Origin of the sequence: Streptosporangium sp. CA-135522, from assembly GCF_050949235.1 — a bacterium.
Lineage (GTDB): Bacteria > Actinomycetota > Actinomycetes > Streptosporangiales > Streptosporangiaceae > Streptosporangium.
On record NZ_CP192026.1, the window covers coordinates 2721961 to 2747916 of the forward strand.

General features: G+C 70.7%; 26 protein-coding genes. 14 read left to right on the plus strand and 12 right to left on the minus strand.

Annotated features, from left to right (window positions below):
- Window positions 1-3: 3 nt before the first annotated feature.
- The gene (locus ACQPYK_RS12890; RefSeq protein ID WP_433254500.1) at window positions 4-570 is read left to right on the plus strand and encodes a CGNR zinc finger domain-containing protein; all 567 of its coding nucleotides are present in this window, start codon (window positions 4-6) and stop codon (window positions 568-570) included.
- Between the two features lie 26 nt (window positions 571-596).
- Here the strand turns inward: ACQPYK_RS12890 and ACQPYK_RS12895 are convergent, their stop codons facing one another.
- The 5 genes from ACQPYK_RS12895 to ACQPYK_RS12915 all read right to left on the minus strand — a co-directional run bounded on the left by ACQPYK_RS12895 (window position 597) and on the right by ACQPYK_RS12915 (window position 5835).
- On the minus strand, window positions 597-1850 hold the full coding sequence (locus tag ACQPYK_RS12895; protein WP_433254502.1) for an NAD(P)/FAD-dependent oxidoreductase: 1254 nt from the start codon (window positions 1848-1850) through the stop codon (window positions 597-599).
- 145 nt (window positions 1851-1995) lie between these two features.
- A complete protein-coding gene (locus ACQPYK_RS12900) occupies window positions 1996-3540 on the minus strand; it encodes a PucR family transcriptional regulator (protein WP_433254504.1) in 1545 nt (514 codons plus the stop codon).
- Complete coding sequence (locus ACQPYK_RS12905) at window positions 3534-3665, minus strand: hypothetical protein (protein WP_433254506.1); 132 nt, start codon at window positions 3663-3665, stop codon at window positions 3534-3536. Before ACQPYK_RS12905 ends, ACQPYK_RS12900 begins: the two co-directional genes overlap by 7 nt.
- 107 nt (window positions 3666-3772) lie before the next feature.
- Window positions 3773-4921 (minus strand): hypothetical protein, encoded by a 1149-nt coding sequence (locus ACQPYK_RS12910; protein WP_433254508.1) that lies wholly within the window; start codon window positions 4919-4921, stop codon window positions 3773-3775.
- 152 nt (window positions 4922-5073) lie between these two features.
- The gene (locus ACQPYK_RS12915) at window positions 5074-5835 is read right to left on the minus strand and encodes a VOC family protein (RefSeq protein ID WP_433254510.1); all 762 of its coding nucleotides are present in this window, start codon (window positions 5833-5835) and stop codon (window positions 5074-5076) included.
- Window positions 5836-5896: 61 nt separating this feature from the next.
- Here ACQPYK_RS12915 and ACQPYK_RS12920 point away from each other — a divergent pair, with 61 nt between their 5' ends.
- The gene (locus ACQPYK_RS12920; RefSeq protein WP_433254513.1) at window positions 5897-6208 is read left to right on the plus strand and encodes an ArsR/SmtB family transcription factor; all 312 of its coding nucleotides are present in this window, start codon (window positions 5897-5899) and stop codon (window positions 6206-6208) included.
- A 146-nt stretch (window positions 6209-6354) separates the two neighbouring features.
- Here the strand turns inward: ACQPYK_RS12920 and ACQPYK_RS12925 are convergent, their stop codons facing one another.
- Window positions 6355-7005 carry a TetR/AcrR family transcriptional regulator gene (locus ACQPYK_RS12925; protein WP_433254516.1) on the minus strand — a complete coding sequence of 217 codons (651 nt, stop codon included), beginning with the start codon at window positions 7003-7005 and terminating at the stop codon, window positions 6355-6357.
- 56 nt (window positions 7006-7061) lie between these two features.
- On the opposite strand from ACQPYK_RS12925, the gene ACQPYK_RS12930 reads away from it, so the two are divergent.
- The 11 genes from ACQPYK_RS12930 (at window position 7062) to ACQPYK_RS12980 (ending at window position 17065) form a co-directional block, all read left to right on the plus strand.
- The gene (locus ACQPYK_RS12930) at window positions 7062-7553 is read left to right on the plus strand and encodes a quercetin 2,3-dioxygenase (protein WP_433254519.1); all 492 of its coding nucleotides are present in this window, start codon (window positions 7062-7064) and stop codon (window positions 7551-7553) included.
- A 29-nt stretch (window positions 7554-7582) separates the two neighbouring features.
- Entirely contained in the window at window positions 7583-7735 is a 153-nt protein-coding gene (locus ACQPYK_RS12935) for a hypothetical protein (protein WP_433254522.1), read from the plus strand.
- Window positions 7736-7965: 230 nt separating this feature from the next.
- Window positions 7966-8796 carry an MIP/aquaporin family protein gene (locus ACQPYK_RS12940; protein WP_433254524.1) on the plus strand — a complete coding sequence of 277 codons (831 nt, stop codon included), beginning with the start codon at window positions 7966-7968 and terminating at the stop codon, window positions 8794-8796.
- A 37-nt stretch (window positions 8797-8833) separates the two neighbouring features.
- The gene (gene glpK / locus ACQPYK_RS12945; protein ID WP_433254526.1) at window positions 8834-10351 is read left to right on the plus strand and encodes a glycerol kinase GlpK; all 1518 of its coding nucleotides are present in this window, start codon (window positions 8834-8836) and stop codon (window positions 10349-10351) included.
- A gap of 93 nt (window positions 10352-10444) precedes the next feature.
- On the plus strand, window positions 10445-12166 hold the full coding sequence (locus ACQPYK_RS12950) for a glycerol-3-phosphate dehydrogenase/oxidase (RefSeq protein WP_433254528.1): 1722 nt from the start codon (window positions 10445-10447) through the stop codon (window positions 12164-12166).
- Between the two features lie 115 nt (window positions 12167-12281).
- The gene (locus tag ACQPYK_RS12955; protein ID WP_433254530.1) at window positions 12282-13892 is read left to right on the plus strand and encodes a protein kinase domain-containing protein; all 1611 of its coding nucleotides are present in this window, start codon (window positions 12282-12284) and stop codon (window positions 13890-13892) included.
- Between the two features lie 69 nt (window positions 13893-13961).
- On the plus strand, window positions 13962-14099 hold the full coding sequence (locus ACQPYK_RS12960; protein WP_433254532.1) for a hypothetical protein: 138 nt from the start codon (window positions 13962-13964) through the stop codon (window positions 14097-14099).
- Complete coding sequence (locus ACQPYK_RS12965; RefSeq protein WP_433254535.1) at window positions 14084-14650, plus strand: hypothetical protein; 567 nt, start codon at window positions 14084-14086, stop codon at window positions 14648-14650. Before ACQPYK_RS12960 ends, ACQPYK_RS12965 begins: the two co-directional genes overlap by 16 nt.
- 234 nt (window positions 14651-14884) lie before the next feature.
- Window positions 14885-15427: a hypothetical protein gene (locus ACQPYK_RS12970; RefSeq protein WP_433254537.1), complete on the plus strand. Its 543-nt coding sequence runs from the start codon at window positions 14885-14887 to the stop codon at window positions 15425-15427.
- Window positions 15428-15770: 343 nt separating this feature from the next.
- Window positions 15771-16433: a type 1 glutamine amidotransferase domain-containing protein gene (locus tag ACQPYK_RS12975; RefSeq protein WP_433254539.1), complete on the plus strand. Its 663-nt coding sequence runs from the start codon at window positions 15771-15773 to the stop codon at window positions 16431-16433.
- A complete protein-coding gene (locus tag ACQPYK_RS12980) occupies window positions 16430-17065 on the plus strand; it encodes a TetR/AcrR family transcriptional regulator (protein ID WP_433254542.1) in 636 nt (211 codons plus the stop codon). Before ACQPYK_RS12975 ends, ACQPYK_RS12980 begins: the two co-directional genes overlap by 4 nt.
- Here ACQPYK_RS12980 and ACQPYK_RS12985 read toward each other — a convergent pair.
- Both ACQPYK_RS12985 and ACQPYK_RS12990 read right to left on the minus strand, forming a co-directional pair.
- A complete protein-coding gene (locus ACQPYK_RS12985) occupies window positions 17001-17450 on the minus strand; it encodes an ATP-binding protein (protein ID WP_433254545.1) in 450 nt (149 codons plus the stop codon). The genes ACQPYK_RS12980 and ACQPYK_RS12985 overlap by 65 nt on opposite strands.
- Window positions 17451-17508: 58 nt before the next feature.
- A complete protein-coding gene (locus ACQPYK_RS12990) occupies window positions 17509-18045 on the minus strand; it encodes a hypothetical protein (RefSeq protein WP_433254548.1) in 537 nt (178 codons plus the stop codon).
- 52 nt (window positions 18046-18097) lie between these two features.
- Between ACQPYK_RS12990 and ACQPYK_RS12995 the strand changes: the two genes are divergently transcribed.
- Window positions 18098-18706 (plus strand): TetR/AcrR family transcriptional regulator, encoded by a 609-nt coding sequence (locus ACQPYK_RS12995; protein ID WP_433254551.1) that lies wholly within the window; start codon window positions 18098-18100, stop codon window positions 18704-18706.
- A 766-nt stretch (window positions 18707-19472) separates the two neighbouring features.
- On the opposite strand, the gene ACQPYK_RS13000 is transcribed toward ACQPYK_RS12995, so the two are convergent.
- From ACQPYK_RS13000 to chvE, 4 genes are all read right to left on the minus strand, one after another.
- A complete protein-coding gene (locus tag ACQPYK_RS13000) occupies window positions 19473-21779 on the minus strand; it encodes a tetratricopeptide repeat protein (RefSeq protein WP_433254553.1) in 2307 nt (768 codons plus the stop codon).
- Window positions 21780-21853: 74 nt separating this feature from the next.
- Window positions 21854-23155, minus strand: coding sequence for a multiple monosaccharide ABC transporter permease (gene mmsB / locus ACQPYK_RS13005; RefSeq protein ID WP_433254556.1), 1302 nt, complete (start codon window positions 23153-23155; stop codon window positions 21854-21856).
- Window positions 23152-24681, minus strand: a complete 1530-nt coding sequence (mmsA, locus tag ACQPYK_RS13010; protein ID WP_433254559.1) for a multiple monosaccharide ABC transporter ATP-binding protein — start codon at window positions 24679-24681, stop codon at window positions 23152-23154. The genes mmsB and mmsA overlap by 4 nt, the downstream gene beginning before the upstream one ends.
- A 101-nt stretch (window positions 24682-24782) precedes the next feature.
- Window positions 24783-25913 carry a multiple monosaccharide ABC transporter substrate-binding protein gene (chvE, locus tag ACQPYK_RS13015; protein WP_433254561.1) on the minus strand — a complete coding sequence of 377 codons (1131 nt, stop codon included), beginning with the start codon at window positions 25911-25913 and terminating at the stop codon, window positions 24783-24785.
- Window positions 25914-25956 lie beyond the last annotated feature (43 nt).

Here is a 25956-nt window from a genome sequence, read left to right on the forward strand (position 1 = left end):
AGGGTGTACAGCTTCCGGTTCCGCGGCGGGCGCTCCTGCCTCGACTTCGTCGCCACGGTGAGCGAGCGCCGGCAGCACGGTGTCGAGCGGTTGACGACACCGGACGACCTGGGCCGCTGGTTCACCGAGGCGGGCCTCGCCGCTCCTGCTCCGCCGGTGTCGGAAGAGATCCTGCGGCGGGCCCGCCGCCTGCGGGAGGCGCTGTACGAGCTGTTCACGGCGCACCGGCTCGGGCAGGAGGTCCCGCCGGGCGCGCTGGCGGCCGTCAACGGCTGGGCCACTCGCCCGCCGCGGGCGCACCGGCTGGAGGTCGGCTCCGGGGGCCGCCTGCGGCAGGTGGGATGCGAGACGACCGTGGAGACGCTGCTGGCCGAGATCGCCCGCGACGCGGTGCATCTGCTCGGCGGGCCGCTCGCCGACCGCGTCCACGAGTGCGAGCTGGACCGGTGCTCGTCACTGTTCCTGGACACCAGCCGCGCGGGCCACCGCCGCTGGTGTTCGATGGACGGCTGCGGTGCCCGCGCCAAGATGGCCGCCTACCGCGCCCGCCGCAACGAGGAGACTTCCTGAGGCTCCGTGCCGAGGCGGGCCGGACGTCAGCGGGTGGGGTCGAAGTCCCGCAGGGCCGCGGGCTGCTTGCCCGTGGTGATCTGCTCGGCGAGCATGCGCCCGGTGACCGGTCCGTGGGTGAGTCCCCACATGCCGTGCCCGCCGGCGACGAACCTGCCGGGGGCGTGGGTCGCTCCGATGAGGGGCCGGCCGTCGGGGGTGACGGGGCGGGGACCGACCCAGGTGTCGGTGCGCTCGTCCCAGGAGACGCCGGTGAGCAGCGACCGGGCCGATGCGATGATCGCCTCGACCCGCCTGCGGTCCAGGGGCGCGTCGGCGTCACGGAACTCCATCGTTCCCGCGACGCGCAGCTTGCCCTGGTACGGCGTGCAGGCCACGCGCACGGCGGGCAGATAGACGGGCCCGGGCACCGGCTCGTCGGTCGGCACGGTGAAGGAGTAACCGCGCCCGGCGCGGACCGGGACGCGCACGCCCCACGACGCGCCGAGCCCGTTCAGCCAGGCGCCGGTGGCGAGAACGACGGCGTCGGCCTTGACGGAGTCTCCCTCGCTCGATCGGACGGTGAGCCCGCCGCCCGCGCCGGAGCGCACCTCGGTCACCCGGAAACCGGAGCGGATCGTGCCGCCGCGGGCGGTGACGGAGCGGGCCAGCGACCGAGTGAACTCCCCGGGGTCGACGTAGCGCTGGCCGTCCAGCCGGATCCCGGCCCGCGCCCGGGAGGAGAGCTGCGGCGCCTGCCGGCCGAGGTCGTCACCGTCGAACGCGGTGTATCGGATCTCCAGCCCCGACCGGTTGATGCGCTGGAGCTCGTGCAGGAGCCCCACGGCCTGCCGCGGGCTCTCGAACGCGGCCAGGATCGGAGCCTCGACCGTGGGGGCGTCGACACCGTTGGCGGTGAGCACGTCGAACGCCTCAAGACACTCCTCGTTGAACGGGAGGTTGGCCTGTACGGCACGCCCCCACGACTTCCAGGTGCAGTTCATCGCGAACCTGGTGAGGAAGGACCACAGCCCCAGATCGGGGGTGGCCGGCACGTGCAGCGGAGCACTCCGGTCGAGCAGGGAGCGCAGGCCGTAGCGGAGAATTCCCGGCTCGTTCAGCGGGATGGCCAGCCCCGGCGAGAGCCAGCCCGCGTTGCCCCACGACGCGCCCGCGGCCACCCCGTCACGGTCCACCACGGTGACTTCCACACCGCGCTCCTGCAGGAACCACGCGGTGGAAAGCCCCACCACGCCGGCGCCGATCACCACTGCCGTGCGCGGCCCACCATCGATGCCCATGATCACTTCTCCGCTCTGACGTGCTCTGCCCGCCGCGGGCGTCACCCGCGTGACATGAGCATCGCCGTCGTGGCGGGCCGGCGGTCTGTGCGTGTCGGACAAGCGTGGAGGAGGACTTTGTCCGGCCCCGACAAGCGCGGGAAGATCAAAGCTGCCTGTCCTGGCCGGCCGCCAACGCGATGATCATCGCCAGCCGCTTCTCCGGCAGGTCGAGCCCTAACTCCGTGATCTCGGCCATCCTCCGAAGCCGGTAGCGGACGGTGTTCGGATGGACGTCGAGGCGGCCGGCGGCGACGACCGGATCCCCCTGGGACTCCAGCCAGGCGCGCAGCGTCGCGATGTAGCGGGTGCCGTGTTCGGCGTCATGCCGGGTGAGCTCGGCGACCGGCCCGCGTGCGGGAGTGCGGCCCGACGAGGCGGCCGCCCGCAGGCGCTGCAGCAGGATCTCATCCCAGGACTCGTCGTAGACGACCGCCAGGGCGCCGCCGGGCCGCGCCGCCCGCAGAGCGAGGCTCTCGTCGGCCTCCTGCCTGCTCGCGGGCAGCTGGGCGGGCTCCGCGGCGCCGCCGACGCCGGCGAACACGGTGACCCGCCGCGGCAGGACACTCACGATCGCGGAGAGCCAGTCGCGGGCGGGCGCGGCGTCGTGGTCGCAGGGCAGCAGCGTGTACAGGGTGTTGCCGAACAGTGTGCTGCGTCCCGGCCGGGACCAGCCGAAGCCGGTGGTCGCGCGCTCGAAGGCGAGCAGGATCGCCGCGTGCCTCTCCTCGGCGACGTGCGCCTGGAGCGCGATCACCCGGAACCGCCCCCGCGGCAGGCCGAGCCTGCTGATGACGGCGGGCGCGTCGGCCGTGCCCTCCAGCAACCGGATGACGAGATCGGACTCCACCTGACGCTCCAGGTCCGCGCTGACCCGGGAACGCAGCAGGTGCAGCGCGACCGCCCGTGCCCCGTCGCCCAGGGTGACCCGGCGTTCGGCCGACAGCGGGCGTTCGCACTCGACCCAGATCGATCCCAGCAGCTCGCGCCCGGCGCGCACGGCGACCACCATGCGGCCCCTGAGGCCGTGCGCCGGAGAGGGGCCGACGAACAGGGGCTCGTCGGAGGTCGCCAGGTGCGCGAAGACGCCTGCGCGCTCGAACAGCCGCCGCATGGTGTCCGGCACCCGCCTGCCCAGGATCGTCTCCAGCCGCGCCGGGTCGGCGGTCTGCTGCGAGCCGGAGTAGGCCAGCACGCGTGACATCTGATCTTCGATGGTCACGGCGGAGCCGACCTCGGCCGCGAGCGTGTCGGCGAAGGCGAACAGGTCGGTCGGCCCCCGCCCGGCGTCGGTCTCACGGCCTTCGAGCACCAGGCCGTACACCACGCCGAAGAGCTGGCTCCAGGACACCTCCGGCTCCACCAGCAGCACGGCGATCCCGCCGTCACGCGCCTCCGCCAGGGCCCGCTCCTCCAGCGGCGGGTTCCCGCGCACCAGCAGCGCCCCGGCGCGCGCCGAGCGTGCCAGCCGTACGGCGTCGGCGGCCGAGTCCACGCCGACCGACAAGAACACGTCGCCGGTCGCCGGGCGGGGGTCGGTCGGGTCGTGCACCACCACGCTGCGCAGCTCCACCTCTCGTGACGCGGGGGCGCAGCACAACCGAGCTCCGTAGCCGCCGAGGACGTTCACCAGCCGATCCAGTTTCAGCATCCGCCACGCCCGCCCGCCGCCGCGATTCCCGCGTCGGCCGCCTCGCCGCGGCGCCGCTCCGTGAGGAGCGTCCGCGCGCGTGCGGGGATCTGCGGGCTCGGCCCGTCCGGATACATCCGTTCCACGCCGACGATTCTCCTCCGGTCCCCGAGCCGCTCCGGCAAGCCGGCGGCGATCGCGGCCCGGCCGCGGGTGTCGCCCCCGGCGGAGCGTCTTCACCCGCTGCCCGCTCTCACCCGGCGGCGGCCGTGGCCGGCGTGCCGGCGGCGGCGCAGACCGGCCGGGTACGGGCGGCGTAGGAGCGTGCGGCCACGACGAGGCCGATGCCCAGACCGGCGAAGGCCAGCCCGCCGAACTCGATCATCCAGGTCGACAGTTCCGGGCCGCCGCCCACGGCGGTGGACGACGGACCGGACCCGGTTCCCACGCCGGCGACGAGCATGACGGCGGCGGCGACGGTGAGCGCCGTCCCGTACAGGGCCAGTGTGGTCCCGGTCAGCCAGGCCGGGATCAACGGCAGCAGACGCGGCACCCGCCGCCCGGACAGCACCAGTGTCCAGCGGGGGAACACCTGGCCCCACGGATACACCAGGCCCAGCATCAGAAACCACGCCAGCATCGCCGCCAGCACGGTGAAGTCGATGCCCACCGACGCCAGCGCCTTCGTCAGCCCCGACCCGCCGGCGCCCGTCTCCCGCCACTGCCGGGCGGTGACGCCGAGGGCGTCACCGCCCATCGTCCAGATGGTCTTGGTGATCGCCCACGGCAGGATCCCGCACATGCCGGCGTAGACGGCCACGCGGACCCCCACCGACGCCGTGGAGGCGGCCGGATGGGTCAGGGGGCCGTCGACGTCGCCGGGATGCGCCCGCCCGCACCGCGGGCACCGGCCGCGCAGCCGCCGCCGGAAGGACAGGCCGGTGACCACCAGCAGCCCGGCCCCGGGGATGTCCAGCAGGAGGTGGGCCAGCCCGGCGCCGCTCGACCCCACTCCCGCCCCCGCTATCAGGGACACGAACTCGATCGGCGCACCGAACGTCCCCAGCACGAACACCGGGATCACGACGGCCATCGACGCCCGCACCGCCATCCGGCCGGGTCCGCCGCGGACACGAGCACCGGCCAGACAGGCCGCGGCGGCCAGGATCGCCAGGCCCGCCAGGATGAGCTGGACCACAGACGGGAGCGAACGGTTCGCCCCGAGCGGCAGGGCCGTGCCGGTCATCACCCAGGTGACCTGGACGGCGGCGTACAGCACCCCCCACACCGCCGCGGCGTAGGGTGCCCACGCCGGCCATCGGCGCCAGCGCGTCGCCCACCCGAGATCCCCGGACGAAGGCCGAGGGCCGTCCGGCATCCGAGTGTCGGTGGGAGTGGTCATGGTCGCCTCCGGAGATTCGATCGCTGACCCCAAGATCACCCATCGCCCCCGGTGGTCACCTCCCCCACGCGGGCCGTCCACCTCCCCCGCCCGAGGGAGACGACGCCTCCCGCCGGGGAGGACCCGGCCCGACTCAACCCGGCCCGGCCCGGTCAGCCGATGACCTCGGCCCGTACGGTGGAGCTGAACTCGACGTACTCGATGATCGCCCCTCCCGCGTGCCGTACGGTCATGTTGCGCCCGGTGGGGACCTCCTCCGGACCGGCGAGCACCTGCCCCCCGTGGGTTCGGAGGATCCGCTGGACCACCGCGAGGTCGGTGATGATGGCGGTGGCGTGGGTCTCGCGGAACGGAGCGAGGGCGCCGGGGGTGCCCGCGACGAGCAGGAACCCTTCCAGACCGGCCAGTTCCAGGTCACCGTAGTCGAACCGCAGCGCGGGCTCGGCGCCGGTGAGCTCGGTCAGGGGCGGCAGGGTCACGTCCACGCCGTCGACGTAGAGCCGGGCGTAGGTCGCCAGGATGGGGGCGGGCTCCTGCGGAGCGCTCAGGACACGCTCGCGGAGCTCGTCGTGCCACTGGACGTACTCGATGACGGCCCCGCCGCGGTGCCGCGCGGTGAGACCCCGTCCGTTGGGCGCATCGAGGGGGCCGCCGACGATCTCGGCCCCGTGGCTTTTGAGCACGTGCTCCACCTCGTCGATGTCGGCGACCACGGCCGTGCCCTGGGTGTCCCGGTAGGGCGCCAGCGCCTCGGGGGTGCCCGCGACGAGCAGGAACCGGCTGATCCCCGCCAGCTCCAGGTCGCCGAACCCCTCGCGCCACTGCGGGTCGGCCCCGGTCAGCTCGGTGAGGGACGGCAGGGCGGTGTCGAGGTCGTCGACGTAGAGCCGGGCGTAGGTGGTGAGCACCTGCATGGGAGTCTCCTAGATCATTTCGAGTTTCCCGAAATATGGAATTGAGGGGCATACTAGCTCCATGCGACACGTTCCACAGCCCGCCAGGGAGGATCTCGACCTGCCCGCCGTGCTCCACGCGCTGGGTGATCCGGTGCGGTTCGAGCTCGTCCGGCGGATGGCCTCGGGGGGCGAGGTCGCCTGTAGCCCTGACGACCTCGACGTGCCGCGCTCGACGCTGTCCAACCACTGGCGGATCCTGCGGGAGGCGGGTCTCACGGTGACCCGCCCGGAGGGCAAGGCGCGCTGCATGAGCCTGCGCCGCGACGACCTCGACGCCAGGTTTCCCGGGCTCGTCGACACGCTCTTCGGCCGGGCCGGCGAGCCGGTGTAGGAGCGACGTCTCCCGGACCTGCCGCCCGGGCCGGTCGGCGACGCGGCCGTCCCCGGTGGAAGGACTCCCAGCGCGGCGTTTCCTCGGTGGCGGTGTCGTCGGTGACGGTCGTACGGATGCGATCAGACGGTGAAGGCGGCCGGGGCTCAGCGGGGAAGCAGCGCGTCGCGCATCATGCCCGACAACCAGTCGCGGAAGGGGCCGGCGGACCAGCCTCGCTGCCTCACCAGGGTGTCGTGGTGGGCGGGGTCGTTGAGAAGCCACAGGACGTCGGTGGCCTGCTCGGCGTCCAGACCGGGGCGTAGCGGTCCGAACGTCCGCAGGTGCTCGACCACCATGTGCGCGCCCGCACGGCGGTTGGCCTGAAGCGTGTCCCATAGTTCCGTGACGTCGGGAGCCGCGTCGGCCGCCCGGCGGACGGTCTCGAAGATCGGTGCCACGCGCTCTCCGATCAGCGCGCACACCTGCGCGTAGGCGTCGAGAACGGCGGCCTGGCTCGCCGCGTCCCAGACCGGCTTGAACCACGGTCGCTCGGCCACCGGGACCGGGGCGTCGTCGCCGGCGAGGGCCTGGTCGAGCACCTGACGCAGCAGCGCGGGTTTGGAGCCGAAGGCGGCGAAGACGGTGGGGCGGGCCACGCCGGCGGCGGCGGCGACGTCGGCCAGGGAGGTGGCGACATAGCCGTTCGCGACGAACAGCTCGCCGGCCGCGGCGACGATGGCCCGGCGGGTACGGCGTGCGCTGTCCTGACGAACCGAGGATTGGTAGCGCCTCTTCGTCTCTCGATCCTCGACCACATCCGAAATACTAGCGTTATATTGACTATACTACTGTCTATCCAAAGAAGGTGACCATGACGCAGACGGCACCCGGCCGCCCCTATGTCCGTGGCCGGGACGACGGTGAGGCCTTCTGGTTCCTCGGCAACCTCGTCACTCTCAAAGCCACCGGCGCCGAGACCCGTGGCCGTCTCACCGTCGCCGAGTTCGTCAACCCGGCCGGGTTCGCCACGCCCCTCCATCGCCATCTGGAGGAGGACGAGCTGTTCTACCTGCTGTCGGGCACCGCGCGGTTCCACTGTGACGGTGAGACGTTCCCGGCCGGCCCCGGCGACTTCGTGTTCCTTCCCGTCGGGTTGGCGCACGGCTTCGTCGCCGGGCCGGACGAACCCCTCCGGCTCCTGCAGATCACCACGCCGTCCGGCTTCGAGCGGTTCGCCGCCGCCGTGGGCGAACCCGCGCGCGAGCGACGCCTGCCCGACCCCGCGCCCATCGCTGCGGCCCTCCTCGGCCACACGGCCGCCCGGCACGCCATCGAGATCCTCGGCCCGACCCCGGCGGGCTGATCGAGTTCGTCATCGCCCTGCTGACGGCGATGTCCTACGTCGAGCTCGTGACGAAGTATCCGCGGGCGGCCGGCGCCGCGTTCGCCGTGGCCGACTCCGCGCTGATCATCATGATGGTGGTCGACCGGCCGGTGACCCGTCGCCAGGGGCAGGGCGGGGCCGGCGTCAGTGCTGGTCTTTAGGCAGTCCGCACCATCTGTTGATGGTCGAATACGTGTGATCGGTGCCATACCGGAGATCTCCATATGGATCGGAAAAATGGTGTCCGGTATTCGAAGGACCGGCGGCTACCGGCCGCGAGGCGGGTTACCTGACCTGCGGGCGCGGGATTTTCGGTGACGCGACTACGACCGGTCTTCGACCCGGGGTTCACGCGGCGGGGCGAGCCGCACGGCTTCGAAAAGGAGCACACATGGCGAACCCAAGGAAGACCCCCGCACTCGTCGGTGAGCTGGTCGCCGAGTTCGCGGGGACCATGATCCTGATCCTGTTCGGCGTGGCCGTCGTGGCGCAGGTGGTCGCCGCCAAAGGCCTCGGCGACCACGACAGCATCGCGTGGGCGTGGGGGCTCGGCGTCATGCTGGGCGTCTACACCGCGGGCCGGATCAGCGGCGCGCACCTCAACCCGGCGGTCACGGTCGCGCTCGCCGCGTTCAAGGGGTTCGAGTGGCGCAAGGTGCTGCCGTACTCGCTCGCGCAGACCGCGGGCGCGTTCGTCGCGGCCCTGATCGTACGGTGGAACTATAGCGAGGTCCTCGCGGCGTTCGATCCCGGCCACACGATCAAGAGTCAGTTCATCTTCTCCACGCTGCCGGGCAACGGAGCGTTGCCGGTGGGCACCTGGGGGGCGTTCCGCGACCAGGTGATCGGCACCGCCATCCTGCTGTTCCTCATCCTCGCCATCACCGACCTGGGCAACTCGCCGCCCGGCGCCAACCTCACGCCGTTCGTGATCGGCCTGGTCGTCGTGGCGATCGGCATGGCGTGGGGCACCAACGCCGGCTACGCCATCAACCCGGCCCGTGACTTCGGACCCCGGCTCGCCTCGTTCCTCACCGGATACCAGACGGCCTGGCGAGATCAGTACGGCCAGCTCTACTTCTGGGTGCCCATCGTGGGGCCGCTGATCGGCGGACTGGTCGGCGCGGCCCTTTACCAGGTGCTCATCGGCCGTTCCCTGCCGATCGCGGAGGAGCCCGAACCCGGTCGCCTCCCCACCAAGCCCGGACCCGAGACCGCCTGAGGCGCCGGCCGGCACGCCGCAAAGGAGGCGACATCCTATGGCTGACTTCGTCGGAGCCGTCGACCAGGGCACCACGAGCACCCGTTTCATGATCTTCGATCATGGCGGTAACGAGATCGCCCGCTACCAGCTGGAGCACGAGCAGATCCTGCCGCAGCCGGGCTGGGTGGAGCACAACCCGCTGGAGATCTGGGAGCGCACCAGGGCGGTGATCGAGACGACGCTGGCACAGGCCGATCTGAGCGCCGCCGACCTGGTCGCGCTGGGCATCACCAACCAGCGCGAGACGACCGTGGTCTGGAACCGCATCACCGGCCGGCCCTACTACAACGCCATCGTCTGGCAGGACACCCGTACCGACCGCATCGCCGCGGCGCTGGATCGCGACGGCCGCGGTGACGTCATCCGCCGCAAGGCGGGGCTGCCGCCGGCGACCTACTTCTCGGCCGGCAAGATCCAGTGGATCCTGGAGAACGTCGAGGGGGTGCGCACGGCGGCCGAGGCCGGAGAGGCGATCTTCGGCAACACCGACAGCTGGCTGCTGTGGAACTTCACCGGCGGCACCGACGGCGGCGTGCACGTCACCGATCCCACCAACGCCAGCCGGACCATGCTGATGAACCTGGAGACGCTGGAGTGGGACGAGGAACTGCTGTCGTTCTTCAACATCCCGCGCCGCATGCTGCCTGACATCCGGCCCTCCTCCAATCCCGACCTCTACGGCGTGACCCGCCGCTACGGGCCGTTGAAGGGGGAGGTTCCGCTGTCGGGGGATCTGGGCGACCAGCAGGCGGCGACCGTGGGGCAGGTGTGCTTCGAGGTCGGCGAGGCCAAGAACACCTACGGCACCGGTAACTTCCTGCTGCTGAACACCGGCACCGAGTTGGTGCGGTCGAAGAACGGTCTGCTGACCACGGTCTGCTACCAGTTCGGCGCCGAGCGGCCGGTGTACGCGCTGGAGGGGTCGATCGCGGTGACGGGGTCGGCGGTGCAGTGGCTGCGCGACCAGTTGGGCGTCATCTCCGGGGCGGCCGAGAGTGAGGCGCTGGCCCGGCAGGTCACCGACAACGGCGGGGTGTACTTCGTGCCGGCCTTTTCGGGGTTGTTCGCCCCGTACTGGCGTTCCGACGCGCGGGGCGCCATCGTGGGCCTGTCGCGGTTCAACACCAACGCCCACATCGCCCGGGCCACCCTGGAGGCGATCTGCTACCAGACGCGCGACGTGGTCGAGGCGATGTACAGCGACTCCGGCGTCGCCCTCGACGTGCTCCGCGTGGACGGTGGCGTCACCGCCAACGAGTTGTGCATGCAGATCCAGGCCGACATCCTCGGGGTGCCCGTCTCCAAGCCGGTGGTGGCCGAGACCACGGCGCTCGGCGCCGCCTACGCCGCCGGCCTGGCACTCGGTTTCTGGCAGTCGACCGACGCGCTCAAGCAGAACTGGAACGAGGCCGAACGCTGGCAGCCGGAGTGGTCCGACGAGCAGCGCGCACACGGCTACGCCGGCTGGAAGAAGGCCGTGGAGCGCACGCTCAACTGGGTCGACGTTGACTGATCAACGGCCGGCCAAGGCTTCCACCCTCCTCCGGAACCGGGCCCCGCCTCCCCGGGAGACCGCGCTCGCCCCTGAAGGAGAGGAAGCCCAACCGTGAGATCGGCAGCATTGGGACCGCAGTACCGGACGAGGGTGCTGCGGGAGATGAGCGAGAACGACTACGACGTGCTGGTCGTCGGCGGCGGGATCGTCGGCGCGGGCGCCGCGCTCGACGCGGTGTCACGCGGCCTGTCCGTCGCGCTGGTCGAGGCCCGCGACTGGGCGGCGGGCAGTTCGAGCCGTTCCAGCAAGCTGATCCACGGCGGCCTGCGCTATCTCGAGCAACTGGACTTCCGGCTCGTGCGCGAGGCACTCAAGGAGCGTCACCTGCTGCTGACCCGGCTGGCGCCCCATCTCGTCCACCCCGTCCCGTTCCTGTTCCCTCTCACCCACCGGATCTGGGAGCGGTTCTACATCAGCGCGGGCATGACCCTGTACGACTTCCTGGGCGGCCTGCGCTCCGCCGTCCCGCGCCACCGGCATCTGAGCCGTCGCGGCGCCCTCCGGGAGGCTCCCGGACTGCATCCCGATGCCCTCATCGGAGCCCTCCAGTACTTCGACGCGCAGACCGACGACGCGCGCATGACCCTGGCGGTCGCGCGGACGGCCGCGCGGTACGGCGCCGCCGTCGCGACCAGGGCACGCGTGACCGGGCTGCTCCGGGAGGGCCCGCGCGTCACCGGGGCGCGCGTGCTGGACCTCGAGAGCGGCCAGGAGATCGCCGTGCGCGCACGCCAGGTGATCAGTGCCACCGGCGTCTGGACCGACGAGAGCCTCGCGATGGCCGGCACTCGGGACACCCACACCATGAAGCCGTCGAAAGGCGTCCACATCGTCGTGCCGCGTGAGCGGATCAGCCTTCGCACCGCCATGATCCTCCGGACGGAGAAGAGCGTGCTGTTCGTGATCCCGTGGGGGCGGTACTGGGTCATCGGAACCACCGACACCCCGTGGAGCCTGGACAAGGACCGTCCCGTGGCGAGCCGCGCCGACATCGACTACCTGCTCGACCACGTCAACGTGGTGCTGCGCCGGCCGCTGTCCCACGACGACATCGAGGGCGTCTACGCCGGGCTCCGCCCCCTGCTCGCCGGCAACGCGGAGAACACCGCCAAGCTCTCGCGCGAGCACCTGGTCGCGGCTCCCGTCCCGGGCTTCGTGGTCGTCGCCGGCGGCAAGTACACCACCTACCGGGTGATGGCCAAGGACGCCGTCGACATGGCGCTTCGGGATCTCGGCGCCGAAGCGCCGCAGTCGGTCACCGACCGGGTGCCGCTCATCGGCGCCACCGGATACGAGGCGCTGTGGAACGGGCGCCGCGCTCTGGCCGAGCGGTCCGGGCTGAACCTGCCCTCGGTGGAACGGCTCCTGCGCCGCTACGGCGCCGACGTCGAGGACCTGCTGGACCTGATCGCCGCCGACCCCTCGCTGGGGCGGGCTCTGGAGGGGGCCCCGGGTTACCTGAGGGCCGAGGTCGTCTACGCGGCGTCCCACGAGCAGGCGCTGCATCTGGAGGACACGATGACCCGCCGCACCCACATCTTCATCGAGGAACGGGACCGCGGCCGCGCCGCCGCGCCCGAGGTGGCCGCCCTCATGGCCCCGGTTCTCGGCTGGGACGACGAGGCGGTGCGGCGCGAGACGGACCACTACCGGCTGCTCGTCCATGCGGAGATCACCGCGGAGCGACAGCCGGACGACATCGCGGCCGAGACGGTGCTGCACGCCGTTCCGGAGCCGTCGGCCCACGCCGGTACGGCCGACGCGGGCCGTTGACGGCGATCGTCCCGTCCCGCCAGGACCGGACCGCCCGCCCTCATGATCGATATCCGTGGGCACCGGCCCGGGCGGGCACCCGTAAGGTGGGGTGCCAGTTGCCGGGCTCTGGATCATGGCGGGAATCGTGGGTGGTTGGGAACGGACTCCGGACGTGCTGGTCGGCCGGTATCGGCTGGAGGAGCTGATCGGCCGGGGCGCGACGGGGGAGGTGTGGCGGGGGCACGACCTGCGGCCGGACTGGCCGGTGGCGGTCAAGATCCTGTCGCCGCAGGTGGCCGACGTCTCGATGCGTGAGCGGTTCGCCCGGGAGGCGCGGACCGCCGCGCGGGTCGTCCATCCCAACGTGGTGACGGTGTTCGACGTGGGCGAGCACGAAGGCCGGCCGTTCCTGGTGATGGAGCTGCTGACCGGCCGCGATCTGGCCACCGAGCTGGCCGAGAACGGGCCGCTGAGCGTCCCCGCGGTGTGCCGCCTGGCGGGGCAGGCCGCGATGGGCCTGGACGCCGCGCACCGGGCCGGGGTCGTGCACCGTGACGTCAAGCCGGCCAACCTGCACCGGAACGCGGACGGCGTGCTCAAGGTCGTCGACTTCGGGACGGCCCGCATCGCGACCGAGGCCGCGATGCGGCTGACCTCGGTGGGAAGCGTCATCGGCACGGCCGCCTACCTGTCACCCGAGCAGGCCTTGGGAGAGGCGGGGAACGCGGCCTCCGACCTGTACGCGCTCGGCTGCGTCTGCTACGAGCTGCTGTGCGGGCGCCCCCCGTTCGCCGGGCCGGCGACGGAACTGGTCGCCCGGCATGTCCACCACCTTCCCGACCCGCCGAGCCGCTACCGGCCGGACATCCCGGCAGAGCTGGAGCGGCTGGTGCTGGCCCTGCTGGAGAAGGATCCCGCGGCCCGGCCCTCCGGCGGGGAGGCCGTCCGCCATGCGCTGGCCGAGATCGCCCGGCGGACGGCGCCCCGCGCCGGTGACACCGCCGTGCTCCATCGGCCGGTCCCCGGCTCGCACGTTCCGGACAGGCCGCCCGGTTCGCACGTTCCAGGCGCGCCGCCCGGCTCGCACCTTTCGGACAGGCCGCCCGGCTCGCACGTTCCGGACGCGTCGCGTGGCCCGCGGGCTCCGGGGACACCGGCGCAGGCCGGGCCGGAGGCGGCGCGGGCGGGCACGGCGAAGCTCGTGCGGCTCATGCCCGGGCGCCCGAGGGGACGGCACGCCGGGGCCGCGCTGGGCGCGGTCGCCGTGCTCGTGGCCGTGCTCGTGGCCCTGTGGACGTCACCCCCGCCGGACCCGGCGGGGGTGCCCGTGACCGCCGCGATCGCGTCCGCGCTCCCGTCCACGGCGCCGACCGCGCCACCGTCGCCGACCGCCTCGCCGAGCGTGTCCGCGACCCCGGCACCCGGCCGGACCTCATCGTCGCGATCGGTGCCCGAGGGCTGGCGGGCGCGCCTGTCGGCCTTCGGCCGTGCCGTCACCGAGCAGGAACGCCAAGGAGGCATCGACTCCAAGCTGGCCCGCAAACTCCGCGAGAAGATCGTCAAAATGGCCGGGAAGATCCAGCGGGGCGAGGACGAGGACGCCCGTGACGAGTTACGCGAGCTCGGCCGAGGCCTGATCAGGGCGCGGCGGGAGGGCAGGCTCGCCGCCGAGGGGCCGCTCATCACCTTCCTGCGCGAGTCCGGATTCCCCATCGGGTCACGCGGTCGCGAGTCCGACGACTAGGGCCTGTATGGAGTTGAGATCATAGGGATTGCCTGCGCTCTGGCCTGCGATCCTGGTAGTGCCTTCGCTATGGCGCGTGGCGACCTCACCGATGAGGAACGGTCCTTTCTACGGGAGGAAGCGGCGTGGCTGCTCAGGGTGTGGCAGAAGCTGAAGCGGACCACCGATCAGGCGGTGGTCGACAACGACAAGTGGCTCGTCGTGTAACCGACCTGTTCGCCCCGGCCTGGATTGTGATCAGCTTGCCCCTCGCGGTGGGCGCGCTGTCGTCGGGTTGGGCCGGATTCGGGTGGGGGCTGCTCGCCGCGGTGCTGTGTGGCGGGATCCCCGCGGTGGTCATTTTCGCCGGGGTGAAGCGGGGGTGGTTCGGCGACTGGCATGTCCGTGAGCGCCAGGAGCGTCCGAAGCTGGTTGCGGTCATCGTGGCCCTGGTGGTGCTCGCGCTCACCCTGCTCGTCGTCATGGGGGCGCCGCGGGTGATGGTGGCGTGCGTGGCGATCATGTTGGCCACGCTCGCCGTGGTGGGTCCGGTCACTCTGGCGTGGAAGATCAGCTTTCATACGGCGGTCGCGGCCGGTGCCGTGGTGATGCTCGCCGAGGTGCTGCCCGCCGTGCTCGTCTTCGTGGTGGGTGGGCTGCTGGTGGCGCTGATCGGGTGGGCACGGGTCGTGATCCGCGACCACACTTCGGGGCAGGCTCTCGCGGGCGCCGTGGCGGGAGCGGCCGCCACCGCCGCGACGCTCGCCGCGCTGCTGTAGCGCAGATCTGCCAGCGGCTTGGCGGTTCATGCCGTGATCGAGACTGCCTTACCGCCGAGGGCGGCCGCGATGCGCTCAGCCTGGTCCTGGCCCGTGCCACACGGGTGTGTCGCCGGGGAGGATGCCGGGTTCAGTCGCTTACGTCGCTTCGCCCTATTCGCGGCTGTTTATCTGCGCGGCGGGTTGTCGGCTCGTTACGCTCGGTTCTCCGGTCAGGTGGCAAGTGGAGGGCTGGTGTTGAACCTTGAGTCGGTGTTGGTACCGGCGGCGGTGTCGCTGACGGTCACCTTGGGGATCGAGTACGTGGCCAAGCCCCGGCTGGAAGCGCGGAAGGAGCGCATCCTGGACGCGGTGCGGGCCCGGCGGGAGCTGCTCACTCGGCTGGTCGTCGTCGGACATGCGGCTGCGGCGGCGGGGTTCGAGATGCCGACCGAAGCGAGCGGGGCGGCGCTGGAGAAGCTCCGGGAGGAGCGGTCGCGGCAGTTCGAGCGGCTGGACGCGGAGGTGCGGGGGTTGGCCGACGACGCGGGTCGCTACCTGGCGACGTTCGCGGGGCCGGCTCGAACGCTCGTGGCCGATTGCTTGTCCGTTCAGCTCGGGGTGGTGCTGTCGGGGCGTTCGCGATCGGAGCAGTGCGCGCGGGTGCAGGAGTTGGTGGGGCAGATGGCCGTGGTGCTGGGCGGGCCGCGCTGGCGGTTCTGGATTCGACTGAAGGCGTGGTTCGCGCTGAACCGGACGCTGGCTGGGCTGAAGGCTGTCACGGAGCCGGTGGCGTAGCGCGGCCTCGGGCAGTGGGAAAGGGGCGCCAGCCGGTTGGGCGGGTGCCCCTTTTGGGCCTCCTCCTTCCGGCCGTGTCCTTGGCCGCCAAGTAGGGATCCCAGTAGCAATGAAGAAATTTCCAGCGGATATGCAGGTCGGAGTCCCTTTAAGGGCCTTCGGGCGCAGCTTGGAAGACGGACTACTGACCTGCATATCCGTTGTTTCCTGCACCGTTACTACCGAGACCCCTAGAGGCTGGCGTCATAGACGGGCCCGGGCGCAGGTCCGTCAGTACGGGCCGCATAAATTAGCGGCCACACTATATCTTGTGTCTGCTAAATAATTTATGTACGCTATAGATATGTCGCAGCGCATCCTCGTGGTTCTCACCTCCCATGACGTCCTTGGCTCCACCGGTCGGCCCACCGGGTTCTGGCTGGAGGAGCTCGTCACGCCCCTACTGGCGTTTCAGCGTGCCGGCCTGCAGGTCGACCTTGCCTCCACACGCGGCGGGCTGCCTCCGGTCGACCCCTCCAGTGCCGACTTCGATATCTCGCAGATAGCGGACCTCGACACGCTGCTCGCCGACACGATGCCGCTGAAGTCCGTGGATCCGCACGGCTACGACGCCGTGTTCCTCGTTGGCGGCCACGGCACCATGTGGGACTTTCCCGCCAACGACACGCTCGCCGAGATCGTCAGCTCGGTGTACCACGCCGGGGTCGTCGCCGCGGTCTGTCACGGGGTGGCCGGCCTGCTCGAAGCCACCACACCGGAGGGCGCGCCCCTTGTCGCCGAGCGCACCGTAACGGGGTTCAGCGACGCCGAGGAAGCTCTGGTCGGGGCGGACACCGCGATCCCGTTCTCGTTGCAGCAGCGGCTGAAAGCCCTCGGCGCCGTCGTGGAGGTGGGTGAGCCGTTCACCGTGACGGTGCGCCGCGATGGCCGCCTGCTCACCGGTCAGAATCCGGCGTCGTCGGCCGGCGTCGCCCAGGCGCTGGTGGAAGCATTGCAGCGGCCATGACGGCGGCCGATCGGTTCGCGGCGCTGCCGCTGCGGGAACGCAAACGCGCCAAGTTGAAGGTCGGGCTGTGGCGGGCCTTGCGTGAACGTATCGAGCACACTCCGTTCGCTGACATCTCGGTGCGCGAACTGGCGGCGTCTGTTGAGGTATCCGAACCGACATTCTTCGCACACTTCGCGTCCAAGACCGACCTGCTCGCCTATCACATCTGCATGTGGCGGATCGGCACGGTGCTGGCCGCCGCCGAGGCGCCCGATGGAATCGAGTTCATCCGCCGCTTCTTCGACGAGACGGCCCGGTCCATCGTCGCCGGTCCCCGGATGTGGTTCGAGATCACCGCCGAGGTGGCCCGCGGCGGCGGTATATGCGCGGTGCTGGACATCGGCCCCGCCGAGCGGTTGATGGTCTTCGACGACGAGAGGGCACTCAACATCGCGCTTACCCCGCAAGCCGATCTGTTCCGTCACCACCTGCGCTCCTCCGATGACACCGATGGCACCGAGGTCGGCGTGACCGGGCTGCTCGCCGGCTTCTACGGGGTACCCCTCGCGCTGGGAACCGCCCGTCTCAATGAATTGCGGGAGGCCTACCGCACCCACGTCGACCGGTTCGCGACGACGGCCGTCCGATGACCGACTCCCGGATGACGGCCGAGCACGTTCTCGATCTGCTGGGGGTCCAGCCAAGGTAAGCACAGGCCACCCGCAAGTCCTTCTCGATCGCGGCCTGGGCGAGCCCTTCGGTGAAGTGGCTCTTGCCGGTGCCGGAGGGGCCGACGATGACGAGGTTCTCGGCGCGGCCGATCCATTCCAGGGTGACCAGGGAGTTCTGGGTGGGTTCGGGGATGGTGGAGTCTTCGGCCCGCCGGGAGGCCAGGGTCTTGACGGTGAGGAAGTTCGCCGAGTGGCGTCGCAGACGTCGGGTGGCCGGCGCCTCCCCTGCCCCATGGCCACTGGACTCAGGCGGAACTGCTCGAGGGAGGAGCCTGGTCAAGGCCCATCGGGAACAGCGGAACACTCGTTGGCGATAGCCGGCCGTCGGGCCGGGAGATACCGCCGACCACCGTTCCGCCGCGTCATGAGCCGGTTCGGCGGCGCTGGTAGGAAAGCGTGACGGCGGCGAGCAGCGGGGCCCACGCCACCGTGGGCAGGTAGACGAACCCGACGAGCAGACGTCCGGTCACGGTCATGTCGGTGTGCGGCAGCGCCCACCAGAACAGGAACGGGGTCCACAGCAGGGCGAGGATCCCGACGCCGAGCCAGGCGGGCACGGTGACGGCCAGGCGCGGGATCGTCCGGCCGCCGAGCAGCGGGATCCAGCGTGGCACCACCTCGCCCCAGCGTCGCACCAGGCCGACAGTGAGCAGCGCCGCGGCTTCACTCAGCACGGAGAGGGCGATCAGGTACAGCGGCCCCCACCCGGTCGGACCGACCAGATCGCGCAGGCCCTGCTCGGTGTAGCCGAGTGGAAACCCCAGGGCCAGGCCGATCCGCCACAGGCCCGACGGCAGCGCGAGCAGGGATACGACATGCGCTGCCCGGACGGCCCAGCGCGGGACCGGCCGTTCGGTGTCGCTTGAAGGTGGGAGCACCACCGCGTCCTCGATCATCATCACATCTTTCCGAGACTATAGTTCCGAAACTATAGTCTCGTATGATGAGGCAATGGAGCACAACGGGCAACAGGTCGGGCGGCCGCGTGATAGCCGGGTAGACGAGGCCATCACCACAGCCGTTCAGGAACTCCTGGGCGAGGTCGGATACGCGGGCCTGACGGTGGCCGCCGTGGCCGAGCGAGCCGGAATCGGCAGAGCCTCGATCTACCGGCGGTACGCCACCAAGCACGAGATGATCTTCGCCGCGATCGTCCACGGAGAAGTACTGGATGTTCCGCCCGACACCGGGTCGTTGCTCGGGGACCTGACCGCGCTGGCGCGGGTGATCATCGGCCATCTGAGCCACCCCGCGGCCGCCAGCGCGTTGATGAGCCTGCTCGGCGAGATCGCAGCCGATCCGACACTCGCCGAACGGTTCACCACGACCTTCGTGGAACCGGAACGGGCCGGCAACGCCGAGCTGCTGGAGCGAGCGGTGCGGCGCGGCGAGCTGGAGCGGCTGCCTGACATCGACCTGTTCCACGCGATGTTCGGCGGCACTGTGTTGTCCTGGCTGTTCATCTCCCACCATGACCCGCACGACCTGCCCGAACGACTTGCCCGGTTCGCCTGTGCCGCGCTCCGATCCACCGCCCACCAGCCGCTCCCATCCAACTGAGTCCCCGCTATCACCAATGAACGTTCGGTTGCTCCTGATGGCCGGTCAAGTCCGTGACGATCGCTGGCGAGCGTCAGACGCCGTTCATGGTCGGGGCGATCGGAGCCGCAGGGCCTCCTCCCTCGGCCCCACGGCATCGAAGCATCGAGCGACGGGAGCGCTACGGCCCGCTGAGCCGTAGCCGAGCATCGCTCACGGTCGGGGACTCGATGCCCGACCGGGCCACAGGGCGAGGGCCAAGGTGACCGTCCACCAGGAGGTTTCGCGGCCGCCTACCAGGAGCCATGCGGCCGCCCAGCAGGATCGCCATGGCCGCTGATCGGGGTTTTTCCCGACCGCTTGCACAGCGCGTCACCGAGATGGGCGGCGATCGAGGCCGCCTGATCGATGAGCTCGCCACAGGTTCACCGGAGCTGTTCAGGGATCGGATCATGTGGTTGAGGTGAGAAGTTTCAGCCACATGATCGAGCCTCGGAGGTAGAGTCCGGCCCCGTGGCGTTCCGGGACATCACGCCGGCCGGATCCGGTGCGAAAGCGCCACAGGATCCCGTTGAGCCGATCACGCACCCGCCGTGGCAGCGGCCGGTAGCCGCCACCGGCAGATACGGCTCGATCAACGCCCACTCGGCATCCGTCACATCAAAGCGCGCCGCATCCGAGTTCTACCGGCCACGGCCGGCCCGCCACCGGGCCTCACCTGGATCCGAACCCCGAACAGCTCCTAGTGCGGCGAGGGTGCGTGGTCATCGCCTCGCGACCCGCCGGATCAGGGGGCCTGCTCGGCGTCCGGGAGGGTGGCGCTGAGCAGGTGCGCCCGGGCCAGCACCTCCTCGGCCTCCGCCTGCTCGCCGAGATCCTCCAGGAGGTGGCCGAGGCCGGTCAGCGAGCCGGCGAGGGCGCGGCGGTACAGGGTCGGGTCCCGCGTGGCGAGCCGGTTGTCGATCTCGACGGCCTGGCGGCGATGGCCGAGCGCCTCCTCGGGACAGCCTGTGCGGCACAGGTAACCGGCCAGCTCGCCCAGCGCCCACGACAGCAGGGGCAGATGCTCGGGTTCCTCGTCGACGACGGCCGTCAGGAGTTCCACGGTCCTGCGCTGGGCCGCGACGGCCTCGTCGAGACGGAGCACGTCCTCCAGGCAGGAAGCCATGAGGCCGAGCGTGCGGGCGTAGGAGGCCACCGACGCGTCCGGCTGCTGGAACGAGGTGATCTCCCACAGCGTGGCGGCCCGGGTCAGGTGCTCCAGCGCCGCCTCCCGCCGTCCGGCGCCGATCAGCTGCTCGCCGAGCGCGGTGAAGGCGTCGACCGGGTCGGCGGCCGTTTCGAGCAGTCTGTCCGCCGCCTCCCCGGTGTCGCGGTGCAGGCAGCTCAGGGCGAAGACCTTTCTGCGCAGTGTCACCGCGAGTTCGGCGTCGCTGCCGAGCTCCCGCCAGATGACGGCCGCTCGTTCGAGCAGGGGGAGGGCCCTGTCGTGGTCTCCGCGCTCGCAGTGCCGTACGGCGAGGCCGTCGAGCTCGTCGGCGAGCTTGCTCACGTATAGGCCGGGGTCGAGCGACACGAGGTCCTCGTAAAGGTCCACGGCCCGGGTCATCGCCCGCACGGCGCGCTCTCGCTGCCCGGCGTTCGCCGCCCGGTCGCCCAGGTGGGACAGGGCCTCGGCGGTTCCCGCCCGGTGGTCCGGCCCGGTCGGGCAGGCCCCGTCGTACAGGTCGACGGCAAGCTGCGCCGCGGCCACGGCCTCCTCCGGGCGCTCCAGCAGGGCGAGGTAGACGCTCTGGGCGACCCAGGCGTCGGCCAGACCGGTGCGGAAGCGGTCCGGATCGCGCCGGGTCAGCTCGCCGTACAACGTCAGAGCCCGCTCCAGGCACGCGAACGCCTGCTCCGGCCGCCCCAGCCGCTCGTGGTAGCGGCCGAGGTGCCGCAGTGCCTGGGCGAGCTCGTGGTCGTGGTCGGTATGCCCGCAGGCGTGCAGACGCTCCAGCAGGCTCACGGCGCGCTCGCCCGAGGTGACCGCGTGTTCGAACTGCCGGCGCTCCTCCCGCAGAAGGCCCAGGTAGCCCAGGGCGGTGGCCAGGCCGGCCGCCCGGCCGGGATCCTCGTCATAGAGCCGTTGGAGGATCTCCACCGCCTCGCGGGCCGCCTCCACGGCCTCTTCTGCCCGGCCGACGCCCTGCAGTCCGATGCCGAGGTCGTGCAGGGCGGTCGCCAGCCGGGAGGGGGCGCCGATCCCGCGCAGCAGCGCGGTGGCCGCCGTGGCGGCCTCGACGGCCTCTGCGCCGCGGCCCGTCGCGTTGAGATGGATCCCGAGCCGCGCCAGGACGTCGGCCCGTAGCTCCTCGCTGTCCGGGCATTCCTCGTAGAGCGCCGCGGACTCCTCCAGCACGGGCACCGCGGCCTCGGCCTGCCCGCTCTCCTCCAGGTCCCTGCCGAGGCAGTCGAGGGCGCGGGCCAGTTTCGGGGTCCACCCGGGGTCGCCGTCACCCGCCTCGCGGCAGAGCCGTACGGCCTGGCGCATCGCGCCGGCGGCGGCCCCGGTCCGGCCGAGCCGCCGGTACACGTGTCTCAGGTTGTGCAGGGAGCGCAGCAGCTCCGGGCCGTGGGCGCCCGGGTCGTCCTGCGCGAGCCGCCGGTAGATTCCGGTCGAGGTCAGGACGAGCTCCAGCGCGCCGGCGGGGTCTCCCAGCGTCAGGTCGATCCCGGCCATGCCGTCCAGGGCCAGCGCGTGCCAGAACCGCAGGTCCGGATCCTCCTCGCCGAGCACGGCGTAGGCCTGGACGGTCTCGGCGGCCACCTGCCTCGCCTCGTCCCACATCTCACCGGCGACCAGCTCCTCCCGCAGGGCCTGCAGAGCGGTGGCGACGGCGAGGCGGTAGCGGGAGGGGAGCAGGCGAGCCTGTCGCAGCGCCCGCCTCGCGGTGACGAGCGCGGCCTTGTGATCGCCCGCCTCCCGCTGCCGGTCGAGGAGGTGGTTCAGCCTGGTGAGCAGCTCGTACTCCGCCTCCCCGCCGTCGTCGGTCCGGTCCGCGAGCCGTCCCTGGATCTCGTCCCCGGCCCGGTTCCTCGGTGTCTCCGTCACCGGCCCACTCTCGCGGCCCCCGCTTGTCCTTCACTTGAAAGCCGGTGAAAGCCGGTGGAAGCCGGGGCGGCTGCTCAGCGGGTCGAGCCGGCTCGGCGCTTGGCCCAGACGTCGAAGGCCACGGCGGCCAGCAGCACCAGACCCTTGAAGAGCATCACCCGCTCGCTCGGCGCGCCGATGAGGGACATGCCGTTGTTGATCACGGCCATGATCAGGCCGCCGGTGATGGCGCCGACCACCTTGCCCACGCCGCCCTGGACGGCGGCACCGCCGATGAAGGCGGCCGCGATGGCGTCCAGCTCGAAGCCGTTGCCCGCGGTGGGGCCGGCCTGGTTCAGCCGTCCGGCGAAGATGACCCCGGCCAGCGCGGCGAGCACCCCCATGTTGACGAAGATCCAGAACGTGACGGACTTGACCTTGATCCCGGACAGGCTCGCGGCGTGCACGTTGCCGCCGATCGCGTAGATGTGGCGGCCGAAGACGGCGCGGTTGGTCAGCAGGGTGTATCCCAGGACGAGGGCCGCCAGGAGCACCAGCACCCAGGGCAGGTTCTTGAACCGCGCCAGCTGCACGATGACCGTCATCACCACCGCCGAGGCAGCGATGATCTTGAGGAGGAACAGCGGTGGCGCGTCGACCTTCTGCCGGTAGCCGATGCGCGCCTGGCGGGCGCGCCACTGCGTGCCGATGATCGCGACCACGGTGACCACCCCGACGAGCAGGGTGAACAGGTCCGCGCCGTCGAGGGGGCCGAGGCCGATGTTGCCGAGGTAGGACGGAGTGAAGCCGTTGGACAGCGTGCGCACCGCGTCGGGGAAGGGGCCGATGCCCTGGTTGCCGAGCACGGTCATGGTCAGGGCCCGGAAGACCAGCATGCCGGCCAGGGTCACGATGAACGCCGGTATGCCGAAGTAGGCGATCCAGTACCCCTGCCAGGCCCCGATGAGGGCGCCGGCGACGAGGGTGATGAGCACGGCCAGCGGCCACGGCATGTCCTGGTCGACCATCAGCACCGCCGATATGGCTCCGGTGAGCGCCACCACCGATCCGGCCGAGAGGTCGATGTGGCCGCCGATGATGATCAGGATCATGCCGATCGCCAGGATCAGGATGTAGGAGTTCTGCACCATGATGTTGGAGATGTTCTGCGGTTTGAGCAGCTCACCGTCGGTCACGAAGGAGAACAGGACGATGATCAGCGCGAACGCGATGTAGATGCCGCTCTGCCGCAGGTTGACCGAGAAGCGGCTTCCCGGCGCCCTCGCGGGGACGAGCGGAAGGCCGTCGCTCGCGGGTGGGCTTTGACGTGTCGGGGCCTGGCCGCTGCTCATCTGCGCCGTTTCTCCCTTTTCCTCGGTCGTGAATTCCCCGGTCACGGGCTTTCCTTGGTCATGAACTGCATGAGCCGCTCCGGAGTGGCCTCCGCCCGCGAGACCTCGCCGGTGACGCGTCCGGCCGACAGGGCGTAGATGCGGTCGCAGACACCGAGGAGCTCGGGAAGCTCCGAGGAGATGACCAGGATGGCTTTGCCCTGGTCGGCGAGCTCGTTGATGATGGAGTAGATCTCGTATTTGGCACCCACGTCGATGCCGCGGGTGGGCTCGTCGAGGATCAGCACGTCGGCGTCAGTGAAGATCCATTTCGACAGCACCACCTTCTGCTGGTTGCCGCCGCTGAGCTTGCCGGTGACCGACAGCACGCTGGGAGCCTTGATGTTCATGCTCTCGCGGAAGCCGTCGGCGACCCGGTACTCCTCGTTGTCGTCGACCCAGCCACGCCTGGCCAGTTTCTTCAGCGCGGCGGCCGAGACGTTGCGCTTGATGTCCTCGATCAGGTTGAGCCCGTACCGTTTGCGGTCCTCGGTGGCGTAGGCGAGCCCGTGCCCGATGGCCTCGCCGACCGAGCGGAGCTGGATCTCCCGCCCGTCCTTGTAGACGCGGCCGGAGACGCCGACCCCGTAGCTGCGGCCGAACACGCTCATCGCCAGTTCGGTACGGCCGGCGCCCATCAGGCCGGCCAGGCCGACGATCTCGCCGCGGCGCAGCGTCAGGTTGGCGCCGGACACGACGACGCGACCGTGCTGGGTGGGGCTGTGCACCGTCCAGTCCTCGATCCGCAGCACCTCTTCGCCGATCTTCGGTTCGTGCGGCGGGAAGCGGTGTTCCAGGTCGCGGCCGACCATGCCCGCGATGATCCGGTCCTCGGTGACCCGGTCGCTCTTCATGTCCAGGGTCTCGATGGTCCGTCCGTCCCGCAGGATCGTGGTGGAGTCGGCGATGGCCTCGATCTCGTTGAGCTTGTGCGAGATGATCACAGAGGTGATGCCCTCGTCGCGCAGCTCGCGCAGCAGGTCGAGCAGGTGCGCCGAGTCCTCGTCGTTGAGCGCCGCGGTCGGCTCGTCGAGGATGAGCAGCCGGACCCGCTTGGACAACGCCTTGGCGATCTCGACCAGCTGCTGCTTGCCCACCCCGATGTCCATCGCGAGCGTCACCGGGTTCTCGCGGAGCCCGACCCGATCGAGCAGCTCCGCGGCCTCGGCGTTCGTGCGGTTCCAGTCGATCAGGCCGCGGCCGGTCCGTTCGTTGCCGAGGAAGATGTTCTCGGCGATCGACAGGTAGGGGATGAGCGCGAGCTCCTGGTGGATGATGACGATGCCGCGTCTTTCGCTGTGCCTGATGTCGGCGAACCGGCACTGCTCGCCGTCGAAGTAGATCTCGCCCTCGTAGGAACCGTGCGGGTGGACGCCGGAGAGCACTTTCATCAGGGTCGACTTGCCGGCGCCGTTCTCCCCGCAGATCGCGTGTATCTCACCTCTGCGCACCGCGAGGTTGACGTCCTGCAGGGCCTTGACGCCCGGGAACGTCTTGGTGATCCCGCGCATCTGGAGTATGTCGTCGGTCATGCGTCCGCCTCCGCAGCGTTCGCCCCGCCGGCCGGACGCCGGGCCGGTGGCGACAGGGGTCGCCGCCGGCCGGGAGAACGGCCGCCGGGGTGCCGGTGCTGCTACTTGAGCTGGTCTTCGGTGTAGTAGCCGGAGTCGATGAGGATCTTCTTGTAGTTGTCCTTGTAGACCACGATCGGGTCGAGCAGATAGGACGGGACGACCTTGTTGCCGTTGTCGTAGTCCTTGGTGTTGTTCACCTCGGGCTTGGCGCCCTTGAGCACGGCGTCGGCCATCTTGACGGTGACCGCGGCCAGCTCACGGGTGTCCTTGTAGATCGAGGCGTACTGCTCGCCGGCGATGATCGACTTGACCGAGGCGGCCTCGGCGTCCTGGCCGGTGACGATCGGGTAGGGCTGGTCGGCCGTGCCGTACCCGCTGCTCTTGAGCGCCGACAGGATGCCGATGGACAGCCCGTCGTACGGCGAGAGCACGCCCTGGACCTTCGTGCCGCCGGAGTAGGACTTGGTGATCAGGTCCTCCATCCGCTTCTGCGCGGTGGCCGGGTCCCAGCGCAGGATGGCGACGGTCTTGAAGTCGCTCTGACCGCTCTTGACGACCAGGGTCCCCTTGTCGACGTAGGGCTTCAGGGTGTCCATCGCGCCGTTGAAGAAGAAGGTGGCGTTGTTGTCGTCCGGCGATCCGGCGAAGAGCTCGATGTTGAACGGGCCCTTGGCGGTGCCGTCGGAGCCGTCCTCCTTCTTCAGCCCCAGCCCCACCAGCAGCGAGGTCGCCTGCTGCACGCCCACCTTGTAGTTGTCGAAGGTGGCGTAGTAGTCGACGTTGGGCGAGTTGCGGATGAGCCTGTCGTAGGCGATAACCGGGATCTTCTTGTCGGCCGCCTCCTGGAGCTGAGTGGTGATCGCGGTGCCGTCGATGGAGGCGATGATCAGTAGCTTGGCGCCCTTGGTGATCTGGTTCTCGATCTGGTTGACCTGCGTGGGGATGTCGTTCTCCGCGTACTGCAGGTCCACCTGGTAGCCCAGCTTCTCCAGGGAGCTCTTGACGTTGTCGCCGTCGTGGATCCAGCGTTCGGACGACTTGGTGGGCATCGTGACGCCGATCAGGGCGGCGGCCGGCGCAGCCGAGCCGGACGCGCCCTGGTCGACGGTCTTGGTGCTGGAACCACAGGCGGACACTCCCGTGGCGAGAGCCAGGCCCACCGATACGGTGGCCAGCTTCGCGAACCTCATGTTCTCTCCTTCGGGGGGTGCGGTGCGGACGCGCGGTGCCGCC

What these genes read in the sequence shown, in the direction of transcription:
- ACQPYK_RS12990 (WP_433254548.1), bottom strand. Translation starts at nt 18,045, where the DNA reads ATGATGATCGAGGACGCGGTGGTGCTCCCACCTTCAAGCGACACCGAA.
- ACQPYK_RS12975 (WP_433254539.1), top strand. Translation starts at nt 15,771, where the DNA reads ATGTCGCAGCGCATCCTCGTGGTTCTCACCTCCCATGACGTCCTTGGC.
- ACQPYK_RS12960 (WP_433254532.1), top strand. Translation starts at nt 13,962, where the DNA reads ATGGCGCGTGGCGACCTCACCGATGAGGAACGGTCCTTTCTACGGGAG.
- glpK (WP_433254526.1), top strand. Translation starts at nt 8,834, where the DNA reads ATGGCTGACTTCGTCGGAGCCGTCGACCAGGGCACCACGAGCACCCGT.
- ACQPYK_RS12955 (WP_433254530.1), top strand. Translation starts at nt 12,282, where the DNA reads ATGGCGGGAATCGTGGGTGGTTGGGAACGGACTCCGGACGTGCTGGTC.
- ACQPYK_RS12900 (WP_433254504.1), bottom strand. Translation starts at nt 3,540, where the DNA reads ATGCTGAAACTGGATCGGCTGGTGAACGTCCTCGGCGGCTACGGAGCT.
- chvE (WP_433254561.1), bottom strand. Translation starts at nt 25,913, where the DNA reads ATGAGGTTCGCGAAGCTGGCCACCGTATCGGTGGGCCTGGCTCTCGCC.
- ACQPYK_RS12910 (WP_433254508.1), bottom strand. Translation starts at nt 4,921, where the DNA reads ATGACCACTCCCACCGACACTCGGATGCCGGACGGCCCTCGGCCTTCG.
- ACQPYK_RS12895 (WP_433254502.1), bottom strand. Translation starts at nt 1,850, where the DNA reads ATGGGCATCGATGGTGGGCCGCGCACGGCAGTGGTGATCGGCGCCGGC.
- ACQPYK_RS12915 (WP_433254510.1), bottom strand. Translation starts at nt 5,835, where the DNA reads ATGCAGGTGCTCACCACCTACGCCCGGCTCTACGTCGACGACCTCGAC.
- ACQPYK_RS12930 (WP_433254519.1), top strand. Translation starts at nt 7,062, where the DNA reads ATGACGCAGACGGCACCCGGCCGCCCCTATGTCCGTGGCCGGGACGAC.
- ACQPYK_RS12940 (WP_433254524.1), top strand. Translation starts at nt 7,966, where the DNA reads ATGGCGAACCCAAGGAAGACCCCCGCACTCGTCGGTGAGCTGGTCGCC.
- ACQPYK_RS12980 (WP_433254542.1), top strand. Translation starts at nt 16,430, where the DNA reads ATGACGGCGGCCGATCGGTTCGCGGCGCTGCCGCTGCGGGAACGCAAA.
- ACQPYK_RS12920 (WP_433254513.1), top strand. Translation starts at nt 5,897, where the DNA reads ATGCGACACGTTCCACAGCCCGCCAGGGAGGATCTCGACCTGCCCGCC.
- ACQPYK_RS12935 (WP_433254522.1), top strand. Translation starts at nt 7,583, where the DNA reads ATGTCCTACGTCGAGCTCGTGACGAAGTATCCGCGGGCGGCCGGCGCC.
- ACQPYK_RS12995 (WP_433254551.1), top strand. Translation starts at nt 18,098, where the DNA reads ATGGAGCACAACGGGCAACAGGTCGGGCGGCCGCGTGATAGCCGGGTA.
- mmsA (WP_433254559.1), bottom strand. Translation starts at nt 24,681, where the DNA reads ATGACCGACGACATACTCCAGATGCGCGGGATCACCAAGACGTTCCCG.